We start from the raw sequence: 13,891 nt of genomic DNA, 5'->3' as shown, positions 1-13,891 counted from the left end.
GCTTACCTCCGACGGAACGAGGCGATCGAAGAGGTGGTGCCGAGCTGTGCCAGCAACCGGTCGAAGCCGTCGGCCGGTTCGCCGCGAAGGTGGACGGCGAGGAACCCGGACAGCAGGTCGACCAGGAGCGCACGGGTGGCTTCCGGGTCGGCGGTCGTCTCCTCGTCGAGGAAGGCGCGCGCCGAGGTGGGGTCGAGCGGGTGCACGATGCTGAAGTGGTTGGCGCCGGCCAGCCGCACCAGCAGGTTGGTGCCGCCCGCGTCGGGCAGCGCCTCGCCGAAGGTGCGGGTGATCGGGTCGGCGCGGGTGGCCGCGTCCTCGCCGTACCGGTCGGCCGAGCCGTTGATCACGCCGTCGTAGGTGCCGGCGAGCAGCATGACCGGGCTGTCCACCTGGGCCGGCAGCACGGTGCCGGCTGGCCAGCCGAGCATGGTCGCCACCATGGTGTGCGCCCCGTAGGTGGCCACCGCACGGACCTCGGGCAGGAAGCGCGCCGACTGTAGCGCCACCGTGCCGCCGGCCGAGTGGCCCAGCAGCGCCACCCGGTCGAGGTCGAGCAACCCGTCGAGTGGTCCGGTGAGCTGCGCCAGCGCGTCGAGCACCGGGCGCAGCGACGGGCTGGTCGGCCGGCTGCCGTAGCCGTCCGGCCGGGCTGCGTCCAGGTCGACGCCGGGAGTGATCCCGTGCAGGCCGGCGAAGAGCACTCCGACCCAGTCGTAGGTCACCGCGACGACGCCCCGGGCGGCCAGTTCCACCGCCAGCCAGCGGTAGGCGTCCTGCCCGACGTTGACGCCGGAGACCAGCAGGACCACCGGGTACGGGGCACCGGCCGGGTCGGCCGCCAGCACCCCGCTGAGCCGCTCGGCATCGGAGCCGGTGGGCCGTGCCGGGTAGTAGACCCGCAGGTGTGCGGTGTCGAACGGTGCCGGCGCGCCGGGGACGCGTACGGCCCACCAGACCGACCGGACACCGCCTTCCTGCCCACCGCTCATGCCGACGGCCGGGGGAGTTCGCGGTCGCCGCCCCAGAGCGCGCGGACGAGCTGGTTGGTGGTCTCCTCGCCGAAGTAGCGCACGCCCATCACGTTCGCCGGGTCGCGGTCGGCGATGTTGCGGCGGATCCGCAGGTCGGTCTCGGCGAGCGCGGCCCGCTCCTCGACCGGCACCGGCTCGGCCTCGTCGACCCAGCGCAGCCAGCGGTCGACGTGGGCGTGGGTCACCTGACTGACCTTCTCGATGTTCTCCGGGCTGCGGTCGAAGGAGTAGCAGTACGCCGTCGGCGACAGGCTGGCCCGGATGAACCCGGCCCGGCTGACGAAGTAGTCGAACGCCGGGTCTTCACGCAGCTGCAGCCACTCCTCGTTGGCCGGCTCGTAGTACCGGTCGTAGTAGTCGCCGTGCTCGACCATGTTGACCCGGGGCACCGAGTCGACGTAGAACCAGCCTCCGGGCCAGACCAGCAGGGCCAACCCCAGGTGCGGCACCCTGACCTGCGGGCCCAGCCAGCACGTCAGGTGCAGGTTGGCGAAGCTGGCGCCGGGGTTGCCCAGCCAGGAGTGCACGAGCCAGTCGACCTCGGGCCCGGTGTACGCGGCGAGCGAGCCGCCCGGTCCGTTCGGGTAGTCCCCGTAGTGCTCCAGCGGCTCGGTGGACGGGTCGAGGGTCAGCTCGAACCGTGCGTCGATCTTGGCCTTCAGCTCATCCAGGAGTATCTGGTACCGGTGGAACGTCTCGTGGACGTCGACCGTGGGGGAGTCGTCGAGCATGTCCTCGACGGGTTTCAACGTGTCGGCCACGGGTCAGCGCCTTTCGGTGAGGGCCTGGACGAGCCGCCACGGGCGGCCGTCGACGAGGTCGGTTCGGCGGGAGACGAGCCGGTTCGCCGCCTGCGCCGGGGCCACCACGGCATGCGTGACGGACCGGTCGGCGGCGATGTCGGTGCGCAGCGGGCTGCTGATCCGGCCGGTGAACGGCCCGGCCCAGGTGGTCCAGAGGGTGAAGTCGGCGCTGAGCGCGAAGACCGCGGCGCCCGTGCCGAGGGGTCCGGCGGCGATCACGTTGAGCCGGTTCTCGGCGGCCCGCTCCGGCAGGCCCAGCGCCAGCTCCCAGGGCTCGCGCGGGGTGAACGGCACGGCGACCACATCGGCGTCGGCGAGCGCGGCGAGCCGGAACGTCTCCGGGAAGATCGCGTCGTCGCCGACCACGATCGCCAGCCGCCCCCAGGGCAGGTCGAAGGTGCGCAGCGCGCCGCCGGGCCGCGCGGCGTCGCGGGCCGCGCCGGCCCGATGCAGTTGTGGCTGCTCGCCAACCACTCCATCCGGGCCGATGAGCAGCCCGACCGGGCCGTCGGCGCTGCGAGCGGTGGCTACGGCGTACCCGTCGGTGCCGCGCAGCGCCGGTGCCAGCGTCGCGGCCACCTCGGCCGGCCCGACGTGGGCGCCGAGGGCGTCCTCGGCGAGCACGGCGAGCAGCGCGCCCTCGGCGACCGCCTTGCCGAGCAGGTCGGCCGCCTGGCCCGGGTCCCGCGGCCGGACCACGGCGACTGGCAGGCTCGGTGCGCCGGGCGGCCGGCGGCGACCGGCCGGTGCGTCCCCGAGTGGGCCGTAGAGTTCCGGTCGGCGGGCCGCGAGGATGTCGCTGCCGTCCGGGCGGTGCTTGTCGTCGGCGCGCTCGACAGCGATGTCGGCGATGACGACGGCCTCACCGGTACGCGGCCCCTTGGCCAGCACCGTGCCGTCCGGTGCGACGATCTGCGACTCGCCGGCCCCGTGCAGCCACTGCTCCGGCACGCCCAGGCCGTGGCTCATGGCCGGCAGATGCTCGGCGGGCAGCAGCGGGCCGACCTTGTTGGCGGCGATCACCCAGGCCCGGTTCTCCGCGGCCCGCACCGGAATGTGCAGCGCGGCCTCATCGGTGGCGAACGAGTTCAGGCTGTTGAGCAGCACCTGCGCGCCGCGCAGCGTGAGCCCGCGGGTGGTCTCGGGAATGACGCCCTCCATGCAGGCGTACATGCCGAGCCGGCCGATCGGGGTGTCGAGCACCGGTCCGACCTCGGTCGCCGGGTCGAGGTGGTCGTTCTCGGCGCCCATCAGGACCTGCTTGTCACAGCTGCCGAGCAGCGCCCCGTCCGGGCCGAAGAGGAAGTTGGTGCCGCCGGTGCGCCCATCGGGATAGGCGTGCGTGACATTGATTTTGAGGTGCACCCGATGCTCGGCGGCGCTCGCGGAGATCGCGGTGAGGAAATCGTCGCCCGGCCGGGTGGCCAGGGCGTGCGCCTGGGCGCGGTCGGTGTACCAGGCCAGATGGTTGCAGAACTCGGGTAGCACCACGAGCTGTGCGCCCTGTCGGGCGGCGTCGGTGACCAGGCGCAGGCAGGTGGCCAGATTGGCCCCGATGTCCTGGCCGGCCTCGAACTGTACGGCGGCAACCCTGATGGTCATTCCCGCTCCGGTTCCCCTGGCGAAACGCTGTTTCCAGAACATACACTCGGGCGACGCCGGGGAACAGGGGGAAGAACAGGTGTTTACGCACGTGGTACTCATGAAGTTCGACGATGCGGCCGATGCTGCCAAGGCGAGGTCGCTGCTGGAAGGTCTGGCCAGCACAATTGATGAGATCGCGACGCTGACCGTCGCCCTGGACACGCTGCGGACCCCGGTCTCCTACGACCTGTGCATGATCAGCACACACACCGACGTGGACGCGTTGCGCGCCTACCAGTCCCACCCCGCCCACCTGGAGGTGGCGGGCTGGCTCAAGCCGCGCCTCGCGGCCCGCGTCGTCGTCGACTACTGACGGCAGCGCTCGACCGACGCGGCCCGGCCTCAGCCCGGGTACGCGTTGGCGGGCAGCCCGGCGCCACCGGGCCGGAACGGGCCGGGCGCGTGCACGACGCAAATCTGCGCGTACTCGGCCAGCCCCTCCTCGGCGTACTCACGGCCGTAGCCGGAGCGCTTCACCCCACCGAACGGCGCCCGCAGCGACAGCCCGGTGCGGTTGTGCGTGTTGACGAAGACGAAGCCCGCCTCGACCCGACGGGCCAGCGCGAACGCCCGCTCCTCGTCGGCCGACCAGACCGAGCCGCCAAGGCCCAGCTCGTCGGCGTTGACCCGGGCCAGCAGTTCCTCCTCGTCGTCGTAGAGCAGCAGCGGCACCGTCGGCCCGAACTGCTCCCCGGTGACCACCTCGGCGTCGTCCGGTGCGTCCAGCACGAGCGTCGGGGCCACGAAGTACCCGCCGGCCAGGTCGGTGCCACCGTCGACAGTGCCCAGCGGCAGCGCCGTGGCACCCCGGGCGACGGCCGCCGCAACGATCCGCTCGATCCGGGCGACGGCACCGGCCGAGATGACCGGGCCCATGCTCACCCCCGGCGTGAGCGCGTCACCGACGCGCAGCACCTCCGCCGCGGCGGCCCGGTACGCCGCCACGAACTCGTCGCGGCGGCCGCGGTGCACATACAGGCGCTTGGCAGCCATGCACACCTGGCCGCTGGTGGCGAAACTCGCCAGGACCAGCCGGCGCATCGGCTCGGTGCCCAGGTCGGCGTCCGGCAGGAAGATCGCCGCGTCGTTGCCGCCCAGCTCCAGCACGACCGGTGTGGTCTGGGTGGCCGCGGTCGCCGCCACCTGCCGGGCCGCCACGTCACCGCCGGTGAACGCCACCTTGCGCACCAGCGGGTGCCCGACCAACGCCGCACCGGCGGCGGCGTCGCCGTGGACGACCGCCAGCGTCCCGTCGGGCAGCGCCCCGGCGAGCAGGCGCAGCACCTCCGAGACCGCCAGCGGGGCCAGCGGCGAGGGCTTGACCACCACCGCGTTGCCAGCGGCGAGGGCCGGGGCCACCTTGAGCAGGGTGAGGATGATCGGCGCGTTCCACGGCGTGATCGCGGCGACCACACCGTACGGCCGGGGCAGCCGCAGCAGCCGACCGGCCGCGTCGTCGATCTCCCGATCCGCGTACGCCGCCGGGGCGTGCTCGACGACCCAGCGCAGGTACGTGCCGGCGAACCCGACCTCGCCGCGGCAGTCGGCGAGCACCTTGCCCGACTCCCGGGCCAGCAGCTCGGCCAACGGTTCGAGCCGCCCGGCGATCGCGTCGGCGCCAGCGGCCAGCGCCGCGAGCCGCTGCGCGATGCCGGTGGCCGCCCAGCTCCGCTGCGCGGCGTCGGCCCGGCGGACCAGGGCGTCCACCCGCTCAGGCCCGCCGACACCGACCGTGCCGACCAGCTCGCTGGTCCTGGACGGGTTCTCCCGCTCGATCACCGTGCCGTGCGGGCCCACGCCAGGTGTCGTCATGCCCGTGCCACCGACTGTCCGGCGTCGGGCCGCAGTGCTGCGATCATGGAGCTGCGCAGCAGATACGCGCGGGCCGCCTTCGGATCCTCGGCCAGCGCGCGCAGACTGGCCAGATGCGCGGACCGTAACTGCGGATCGGTGGCCCGCATCCGGCGGTAGTTCTGGTCGGAGACCTCCTGCACGTAGGTCAGGGCGATCCGGCGCCGCTCGTCGGCCACCGCCGTCACCGCCCGGTCCAACTCCCCGCCGTCCGGTGCTGGGCGGCCCGAGGCCAGCACCTGCGCGTAGGCGACCGCGTCGTGGATGCCCGAGTTCATGCCCAGCCCACCGAGCGGGTTGTTGACGTGCGCGGCGTCGCCGGCCAGCAGCACCCGCCCCTGCCGGAACGTCGCGGCGACCCGCTGGTGCACCCGGTACAAACTCGCGTGCGCCACCCGCCACGGCCGGCCCGGATCGGCGATCGCCCGCAGCCGCCCGTCGAGCCGGCCCAGCTCGTGCGCGTCAGGGGTGTCCTCGGGGGTGGGCAGCAGCACCCGCCAGTGGTCCGGCGTGCGCAGCAGCACCGACCACTCGACCGGGTCGAAGACGTAGTTGACGTACGCCAGCGGGCCGAGCAGCACTGGCAGGTCCTCGTCGGTGGAGGCCACCAGGAACCGTTCGGGGTAGGTGATCCCGTCGAACGGCAACTCCAGCGCCCGCCGTACCGCCGAACTGGCGCCGTCGGCCGCGATCAGCCAGTCGCCGGCCACCTCCCGGCCGTCCTCGGCGACCGCGACCACACCGCTGTCGGCCTGATCCGCGGCCTGTCGTACCGAGTCGACCGGCCAACCGAAGCGGACCCGGGCCGTCGGTTGCCCGGCCAGGTGCGCCAGCAGGATCACGCACAGCTTGGACTGCTCGCACTGCACCCGGTACGGGTACGGGGTGTCCTCGGCGAGCACCGAGAGGTCCAGCTCCGCGATCAGTCCCTCCCGGCGATCCCGGTAGGCGAACGTCGGCGCCACCAGCCCGCGCGCCAACAGGTCCGCGCCGACCCCCAACGCGTCGAGCATCTCCAGCGTCGGCGGGTGGAACGTGGAGGCACGGGACTCGGCGGCGAGGTCGTCACCGGCCTCCAGCACGGTCACCTCGCAGCCCCGGCGGGCCAGCGCGAGCGCCGCGGTCAGCCCGACCGGCCCCGCTCCGGCGATCAGCACGTGCATCAGGCGTACCTCCGATCGAGAGTCAGCGCATCGTCCTGGCCGACCAGCGCGGTGAACGACGACCAGGCGAGCCGGGGCACCGCGTCGGCGTGACCGTCCCGGCCGATCGCGGCGTAGGCGGCGGCAGCCGCGCGCAGCGCGGCCAGCATCGGCGCGACCGGGTGCAGCACGACCCGGACCCCGAGCGCGCCGAGCGAGTCGTCGGGCGGGAAGGCGCGCACACCAGCCGCCTCCGAGCGATTAACCACCAGGGGTACGCCGGGCAGCGCGGTACGCACCGCCGCCAACTCCTCGGCGGTGTCCACACCCTCCAGGAAGACCGCGTCGGCGCCGGCGTCGGCGAACCGGCCGGCCCGCTCGATCGCCTCGTCGAGGCCGGCCACCGAGTAGGCGTCGGTGCGGGCGATCAGCACCAGGCCGGTGCCCGCCTCGGCGATCGCCCGGATCTTCGCCGTCGCACCCGCGATGTCCAACAGCTCCTTGCCGGCCAGGTGGCCGCAGCGCTTCGGGCTGACCTGGTCCTCCAGGTGCAGCCCGGCGACGCCGGCCGCCGCGTACCGCTGGGCGGTCCAGACCGCGTGCAGCGGATTGCCGTAGCCGGTGTCCGCGTCGGCGATCAGCGGCACGCCGGCCAGCGCCGGGACCAGCCGCGCGGCCCGCTCCGCGACGTGTGTGCCGTGCAGGTATCCCAGGTCGGGAAGGCCCAGCTCGACCGCGGCGCAGACCGCACCGGACAGGTGCGCGACGCGGTGCCCGGCCTCGGCGGCCAGCGCGGCGGTGAGCGGGTCGTGTACGCCGGGGGCGTGCACCGGCGAGGCGCCGCCCAGCAGCGCCCGCAGCACGTCGGCCGGGCGTGCGGTCGCCGCGCCGCCGGCCGTGATCGGGGGCGAAGCCTGCGCCGGGGCGGTCTCGCCTGGGGTCATGACCGGCCGTGCAGCGCGAAGCCGCCCTCGACGCCGACGACCCGCGGGTTGGTGAAGAACCGCAGGGTCTCGGCGGTGCCCTCCTCGCCGTACCCGGACAGCCCGAACGCCGGGCGCGGGCTGAACAGGTGCAGGCTGAGCACCGAGGAGCCGTTGACCTTGACCTCACCGGCCCGGATCCGGCGGGCCACGGCCAGCGCGGCCTCCTCGTCCGCGCCGAGCACGTACGCCTCCAGCCCGTACGACGTGCCGTTGGCCAGCGCCACCGCCTCGTCGACGGTGGCGTACGGGTGCACCGCCGCCACGGGCCCGAAGATCTCGTCGCCGGTGTGCGCGGCGGCGACGCCGGTGACCAGCGTCGGGGCGAGGAAGTTCCCGCCGGCCAGCGGCCCGGCCGCCGGCAGCGTGGTGCCGGTGACCGCGGTTCCGCCGTGGGCCAGCAGGTCGTCGCGGGCGGCCACCACCCGGGCCAGGTGCCGGGAGTGCACCAGCGGACCGAGGTCGGTCGCGGGGTCCAACGGCGCGCCGGCGACCAGGCCGGCGAGCCGGTCAGCGATCGCGGCGACGATCTCGTCGTGCCGGTCGGCGGGCACGATCAGCCGACCCAGCGCCCGGCACCACTGCCCGTTGAGGGTGCTGAGCAGGTCGACCGCGGCCCGGGCGACATCGGCGACGTCGGCGTCGGGGAGCACGACCAGCGGGTTGTTGCCGCCGAGCTCGAGCTGCACCGGCTTGATGTCGTAGGCGCAGGCCGCCGCGACCGCCCGCCCGGCGGCGAGCCCGCCGGTGAAGGAGACCGCCCGGATCCGGGGATCGCCGACCAGGGCCGCACCGGCCTCGGCCCCGCCGTGCACGAGCTGGAACACCCCGGCCGGCACGCCGGCGGCGGCGAGCGTGGCCCCGACGACGGCGGCGAGCCGTTGGCTGCCGTGCGGGGCGTACTCGCTGGGCTTGAGGATCGTGGGGCAGCCCGCGGCGAGCGCGTTCGCGACCTTGTGCGCGGCCATCGGCGCGGGCGCGTTCCACGGCACCACACAGGCGGCCGGACCCCAGGGCAGTCGTTCGGCGTACGCGATCCGGCCGTCCTCGCGCTGGAACTCCTGGCTCTGCGGGCCCTGCCGTAGCTGGGCGGCGGCCAGCCGGAACGAGCCGCCGAGGATCACGCCCAGCGGTGTGGTCTGCCGGATCGGCACGCCGGTGGTCGCCGACTCCAGCACGCAGATCTCGGCCGCGACGCCCTCGACCGCCTCGGCGACGGAGTCCAGTACGTCGGCGCGATCAGGGGCCGGTAGCGCGGCCCAGCTCCCGGCCTCGTGCGCCGCCGACGCGGCGGCGACGGCGGCCTCGATCCGGTGCGGCGGCGTGCCGGCAGCGGGTCGCCGCACCGCCCCGGTCGCCGGATCCTCCAGGTCGAATCCGAGCGGTGTGTCGCTGGGCGTCCAGACCCCGTCGACCAGGTCGGCGAGATCGGGCAGGTCCGGCTGGGTCACCCGGCCACCGCCGCGAACAGGTCGTTGGACCGGTCGCTGGTCACCGAACTGGCCGCCTCCAACCGGCCGCGCTCCGGCGGGAACGTCATCACCAGTCCCATCGCCAGATCGCGCAGCGCCCGGCCGACGGACCCGTTCATGGTGGCACCGGACGTGCCGGACGCCTTGAGCGCGCCGACCGCCACGTCGAAGCACGCCTCGCAGATCGAGCCCTTGGCCAACCGCCACTGCCGGTAGACCTCGGCGTGCGGGCGCAGCGGCGGCTCACTGGTCTCCAGCAGCAACTGGCGGCGCAGCCAGAGGTACGCCGTCTCCAACCGTTCCGTCATGGTGCCGATGATCACCTGGTGCATGGGGCTCTCCGCAATCGGCCGACCGGTGTCGGCGAAGGTCTTCTGGGTGAGACTGGTCAGCGTGTCGTCGTAGACACTCTGCGCCGCACCGACGTAGACCGCCGTGATGGCCAGCTGGTTGCCGACGAAGCTGCCCCGACTGCACTGCAACATCTTCACGAACGCGCCGGGCACGGTGAGCGCCTCGTCGGCCGGTATGAAGACGTCGTCGAGCCGGATGCCGTGGTTGGCCGAGCCGCGCATGCCGATGCCGTCCCAGGCCGGCCGTGAGGCGACCCCGGCGGCATCGCGGGGGACCAGGAACAGGGCCAGCCCGTCCGCCGTCTCGTGCCCGGCGAGCCGGGCGGTGACCAGGTAGGTGTCGGCGACGCCGGTGGCGCAGCCGAACGACTTCTCGCCGGTGAGCGACCAGCCGTCGACGCCGTCGCGGCTCGCCGGCGTGGCGGTGGTGGAGATGGCGATGTTGGCCGATGAACTCTTCACCGCCTCGCTGGCGAAGTTGGCCAGCCACACCCCACCAGCCATCCGGGTCAGCACCTTCTCGGCGAAGGCCTGCACGGCGGGGACGTCGGCGTCGTCGAAGAGGCCGCGCTCGATCGCCTCCAGCGGCAGCAGGCCCCGGGAGGCGCTGGTGTTGTGGAAGAAGAAGGCCAACGCCGTCGACGGGCACGCGCTGCCCATGGCGAAGGTGGCGGCGGCGAGGTCACGCAGGCCGCCGCCGAGACCGCCGTACTCCTGCGGAACCACCAGGCCGAGCAGCCCGGCATCGCGCAGCAGCGCGACGTGCGCGGCGGGGAACACCCCGTCGGCGTCGGCCTGCGCGGCGGCGGCCCGCAGCGCGGGCAGCACCTTCTCCACTCGGGCCGCGCGATCCTGCTCGGCCGGGGTGAGGTCGTCGATGAGCCGTCCGCCGGTGGACATGTGGGTCACTCCTCTGGTTTGTTGGCGGGGAGCCGGGGACAGGACACCCCGAGTTGCCGGGCGAGAAAGACCAGGTCGCGGGTGCGCAGGGCGCTCGCTCGACCGCTGAGGGTGGTGTCGAAGCCGGTGACGCCGCTCTTCATCGCGACCATGGCGTTGACCAGGCCGAGCCCGCGCTGGGGCCGCAGCCGCACCCGGAGTGAGGCGCGGCGGGCGCGTACCGTGGCGTCGGCGAGCACGGCTCGCACCTGCACCGGGCTGGCGTCGGCCTCCTCGACCAGGGTGACGGCGGTGTGCCCGGCACGCAGCAACTGGTCCAGCTCGGCGAGGGTGGCATCCTCGCCGCCGGGCCGGAAGGCGTCGGCGATCAGCGGGCCGGGGGTTGCCCGCACCGTGAAGCCGGCCGTCACCAGGGTGTTCGCGCGCAGGCGGGAGAGTCGGCCCCCGATCGCGATGTCGATCTTCTCCGGCAGCGGGTCGGCGAGTTGACTCCACGCGCTGGAGTGGAACAGCAGCGGGGCGCCGACCCGGGGGGTGCTGGCCGCGAGCACCTCGCCGACGAAGATCGTGTGGTCGCCGCCGGGATAGGCGTGCACGACCCGGCAGTCCAGCCAGGCGGTCGCGTTGGCCAGGACCGGGCAGCCGGTCTCGGCGTGCGCCCAGTCCAGCCCGGCGAAGCGGTCGGTGACCTCGGGACGCATGCCGGCGAAGCGCTGGCCGATGCCGGCCTGACCCTTGCCGAGAAAGCTGATCGCGAAGACGCCGGCCCGCTCCACCAGGGCGTGGCTGGGAAGGTGGACGCCCAGGCAGACGGAGACCAGCGGCGGGTTGAGGCTGACCGAGGAGAACGAGCTCGCGGTCATGCCGTGCGGCCGGCCGTCGACGACCGTGGTCACGACACCGACGCCGCTGGGCCATTGGGCGAGGGCCGAGCGGAACGTGATGCTTTCGACCGACACTGACAGGCTCTCCGTTTCGCATCAGGAAACGCCGTTACCAGAAACGTAACGAGGGGTGGTGTCCCGTGTCAACCGTCGTTTGGTCCGGGCGGCCGGCGACACTCCGGACACGCCGTTTCGCTAGGTGGAATCGCGCGACCTACACTGCTCTGGAGACCGGACAAAAACGAACAGTGCTGTGGAGGCCCACCCATGACCAGTCGGACATCCGCGGCGACGGCACCGGCCGTTGCGGAGGACGGCGACGGCCAGTCCCGCTCGATCGCGGCGGTCGAGCGGGCGATGGACGTGCTGCTCTACTTCGGGCGCAGCGGACGACCGGACCTGGGCGTCACCGAGATCGCGACCGCGCTGGGCCTGACCAAGGCCGCCGTGCACCGCATCCTCACGGCGCTGCGCAGCCGGGATCTGATCATTGTCGACCCGAGCACCCGTCGCTACGCACTGGGCCACGCGGCCGTCACGCTCGGCCGGGCCTACCTGGCCCGCACCGACCTGCGCGCGATGGCCGGACCGGAGCTGCGCGCGCTGGCGGCCGAGACGGGCGAGACCGCCACGCTGTCGCTGCGCCGGGGCGACACCCGGCTGTATGTCGACCAGGTGGTGCCCGAGCACGAGTTGCGGCTGGACGTCAACATCGGCATCCCGTACCCGCTGCACGCCGGCAGTTCGTCCAAGGCGTTCCTGGCCTTCGTCGCCGAGGACGAGTTCGACGCCTACCTGGAGCGGCACCGGCTCGTCGAGGTCACCGACCGCACCATCACCGACCCTGCGAAGCTGCGCAAGGAGTTGGCGGCCATCCGCAAACGCGGCTATGCCACCTCGCGCGGCGAACGCCAGCCCGGCGCGACGTCGATTGCGGCACCGGTCTACGACCACGACGGGCACGTGGTGGCGGTCGTCAGCGTGGCCGGGCCGGTGGGGCGGTTCAAGCCGGACTCGCCCGAGCTGGCGAAGTCGCTACTGGAGGCGACCGGCCGGATCTCCGCTCAGCTCGGCTACAGCGGCGCCTGACCGACCTGCCCGGGTCACAGCGCCGCGAGCGGCTTCAGCACGCCGAGCGCCGCGGCCGCGAGCACGCTGCCCCAGATGCCCCATACGTAGGGTAGGCAGCCGTCGATCGCCCGCCGCATCGTGCGCTCCACCTCCGGCGTGGAGCCGGTCGTCATCAGGGTGCCGAAGGCCGGTCCGAACGGGCGCAGGGTGAGCCGGATGCCCAGTCCGCAGGCGATCGCGACGCTGTAGAGCAGGATCTTGCCGCCCAGCCACCTCGGGTTGGTGTCCACGCCGAACGGTGCAGGGGCGAAGAGCGTGTAGAGCGCGGTCCCGGCCAGCCCGGCGATCAGCACGATCCGGACCGTCCAGTCCGCCCGGCGTACCCACCGGAGGTGGCCGGGGCGGTGGTGGTCGGAGATCGTGGCGGCCAGCCACGCCGTCGCGAACACCCAGACCAGCGCGACGATCGGCCAGCCGAACGGGTTGATCCCGAAGACCCGCGCGCCGTGCGGGTCCAGCGCCATCAGCGTGACGCCGCTGGGCAGGAAGAGCACCAGGCAGATCTTGGGCCCCAGGTCGAGCCCGCTCATGATCTTCAGTGCGGTGGCCCGGGCGGCTGGCGTGAGATCAGGCTTGAGGACGAACCGGCTCGACCAGAAGACCCCGAGATCTCCGCCCAGCCAGAAGACGAAGAGCACGATGTGCAGCAGAATCCACCAGCCGTACGGGTGCGGTCCCATGAAGCCTCCTTGACGTCTCGACCACCAATGGAAACACTGTATTCGCAGTCGAAACAATGGCCGCATCGCCGGACGTTGTCGAGCGGAAGGGCCCGAAGCCGTTGAGGTCGTACCTGTACGTGCCCGGGGACGCGCCCGACAAGCTGGCCAAGGCGGCGGGGCGCGGCGCGGACGCGGTGATCGTCGACCTGGAGGACGCGGTGCCGCAGGCCGGCAAGGACGCCGCCCGCTCGGCGGTCGCCGCCTTCCTGCGCTCCGCACCACCCGGGGTCGCCTGGTGGGTGCGGATCAACCCGGGCCGGTTGGGCCACGTCGACGCGGCGACCGTCGTGGGGCCGGGGCTCGCCGGGCTCTGTGTGGCGAAGGCCGAGTCCGCCGCCGAACTGGTCGCCCTGGACGAGGTGCTCGGCGTGGCCGAGTCGGCGGCCGGGTCGCTGGTGGGCACGACCCCCGTGGTGCCGCTGCTGGAGTCGGCGGCGGCCGTGGTCGCGGTCCTCGACATCGCCCGCGCACCCCGGGTACGGCGGCTGCAACTCGGCGAGGCGGACCTGCGCGCCGACCTCGGTGTCACGCTCGGGCCGGACGAGCGGGAACTGCTCTTCGTCCGCTCGCAGGTGGTGCTGGCCAGCGCGGCGGTCGGCATCGAGCCTCCGGTGGGGCCGGTCAGCACCGATTTCCGGGACCTGGTCGCGCTGCGCGAGTCGACGATGGCGCTGCGGCGGCTCGGCTTCGTCGGCCGGGCCTGTATCCACCCGGCGCAGGTCGCGGTGGTGAACGAGGTGTTCACCCCCGCACCGGACGAGGTGGCGACGGCGGCGGACCTGGTGGCCCGCTTCGACGCGGCGGTCCGCGACGGCGTGGGGGTCTGCCTCGACGCACAGGGCCGGCTGGTGGACGAGGCGGTGGTCCGCTCCGCCCGGCGCCTGCTCGCCCTGGCCGTGTAGACGCCCGCCCAGGACCCAGGCATTTCCCGGCACGCGCGGCTGCTGCGGTGGGCACGGCTGCCCGGGACCG

General features: G+C 73.5%; 13 protein-coding genes. 3 read left to right on the top strand and 10 right to left on the bottom strand.

Annotated features, from left to right (window positions below; all coding sequences use genetic code 11):
- Positions 1-2 precede the first annotated feature (2 nt).
- Genes PCA76_RS21910 through PCA76_RS21900 form a run of 3 tightly spaced genes read right to left on the bottom strand, consistent with a single transcriptional unit; the run spans position 3 to position 3,439 of the window.
- Positions 3-992 (bottom strand): alpha/beta hydrolase family protein, encoded by a 990-nt coding sequence (locus PCA76_RS21910; RefSeq protein WP_272612351.1) that lies wholly within the window; start codon positions 990-992, stop codon positions 3-5.
- Positions 989-1,795, bottom strand: a complete 807-nt coding sequence (locus PCA76_RS21905) for an oxidoreductase (RefSeq protein WP_272612350.1) — start codon at positions 1,793-1,795, stop codon at positions 989-991. Before PCA76_RS21905 ends, PCA76_RS21910 begins: the two co-directional genes overlap by 4 nt.
- Before the next feature lie 3 nt (positions 1,796-1,798).
- Complete coding sequence (locus PCA76_RS21900) at positions 1,799-3,439, bottom strand: nitrilase-related carbon-nitrogen hydrolase (protein WP_272612349.1); 1,641 nt, start codon at positions 3,437-3,439, stop codon at positions 1,799-1,801.
- A 79-nt stretch (positions 3,440-3,518) separates the two neighbouring features.
- Between PCA76_RS21900 and PCA76_RS21895 the strand changes: the two genes are divergently transcribed.
- Complete coding sequence (locus tag PCA76_RS21895; protein WP_272612347.1) at positions 3,519-3,794, top strand: Dabb family protein; 276 nt, start codon at positions 3,519-3,521, stop codon at positions 3,792-3,794.
- Positions 3,795-3,823: 29 nt separating this feature from the next.
- On the opposite strand, the gene PCA76_RS21890 is transcribed toward PCA76_RS21895, so the two are convergent.
- From PCA76_RS21890 to PCA76_RS21865, 6 genes are read right to left on the bottom strand one after another with little or no spacing between them, the layout of a single operon-like run.
- Positions 3,824-5,293 (bottom strand): aldehyde dehydrogenase family protein, encoded by a 1,470-nt coding sequence (locus tag PCA76_RS21890; RefSeq protein ID WP_272612346.1) that lies wholly within the window; start codon positions 5,291-5,293, stop codon positions 3,824-3,826.
- Positions 5,290-6,495 (bottom strand): FAD-dependent oxidoreductase, encoded by a 1,206-nt coding sequence (locus tag PCA76_RS21885; RefSeq protein ID WP_272612345.1) that lies wholly within the window; start codon positions 6,493-6,495, stop codon positions 5,290-5,292. The genes PCA76_RS21890 and PCA76_RS21885 overlap by 4 nt, the downstream gene beginning before the upstream one ends.
- Positions 6,495-7,418 carry an isocitrate lyase/PEP mutase family protein gene (locus PCA76_RS21880; RefSeq protein WP_272612344.1) on the bottom strand — a complete coding sequence of 308 codons (924 nt, stop codon included), beginning with the start codon at positions 7,416-7,418 and terminating at the stop codon, positions 6,495-6,497. Before PCA76_RS21880 ends, PCA76_RS21885 begins: the two co-directional genes overlap by 1 nt.
- The gene (locus PCA76_RS21875; protein ID WP_272612343.1) at positions 7,415-8,908 is read right to left on the bottom strand and encodes an aldehyde dehydrogenase family protein; all 1,494 of its coding nucleotides are present in this window, start codon (positions 8,906-8,908) and stop codon (positions 7,415-7,417) included. The genes PCA76_RS21880 and PCA76_RS21875 overlap by 4 nt, the downstream gene beginning before the upstream one ends.
- On the bottom strand, positions 8,905-10,182 hold the full coding sequence (locus tag PCA76_RS21870) for an acyl-CoA dehydrogenase family protein (RefSeq protein WP_272612342.1): 1,278 nt from the start codon (positions 10,180-10,182) through the stop codon (positions 8,905-8,907). Before PCA76_RS21870 ends, PCA76_RS21875 begins: the two co-directional genes overlap by 4 nt.
- 5 nt (positions 10,183-10,187) lie before the next feature.
- Complete coding sequence (locus tag PCA76_RS21865) at positions 10,188-11,141, bottom strand: flavin reductase (protein ID WP_272612341.1); 954 nt, start codon at positions 11,139-11,141, stop codon at positions 10,188-10,190.
- Positions 11,142-11,333: 192 nt separating this feature from the next.
- On the opposite strand from PCA76_RS21865, the gene PCA76_RS21860 reads away from it, so the two are divergent.
- A complete protein-coding gene (locus PCA76_RS21860) occupies positions 11,334-12,155 on the top strand; it encodes an IclR family transcriptional regulator (RefSeq protein WP_272612340.1) in 822 nt (273 codons plus the stop codon).
- Between the two features lie 14 nt (positions 12,156-12,169).
- Here PCA76_RS21860 and PCA76_RS21855 read toward each other — a convergent pair whose 3' ends face one another.
- On the bottom strand, positions 12,170-12,877 hold the full coding sequence (locus tag PCA76_RS21855) for a hypothetical protein (protein WP_272612339.1): 708 nt from the start codon (positions 12,875-12,877) through the stop codon (positions 12,170-12,172).
- 56 nt (positions 12,878-12,933) lie between these two features.
- Between PCA76_RS21855 and PCA76_RS21850 the strand changes: the two genes are divergently transcribed.
- The gene (locus PCA76_RS21850) at positions 12,934-13,821 is read left to right on the top strand and encodes an HpcH/HpaI aldolase/citrate lyase family protein (protein WP_272612338.1); all 888 of its coding nucleotides are present in this window, start codon (positions 12,934-12,936) and stop codon (positions 13,819-13,821) included.
- Positions 13,822-13,891 lie beyond the last annotated feature (70 nt).

Source organism: Micromonospora sp. LH3U1 (assembly GCF_028475105.1).
GTDB lineage: Bacteria > Actinomycetota > Actinomycetes > Mycobacteriales > Micromonosporaceae > Micromonospora.
This window is presented reverse-complemented; position numbering and strand designations above follow the sequence as displayed.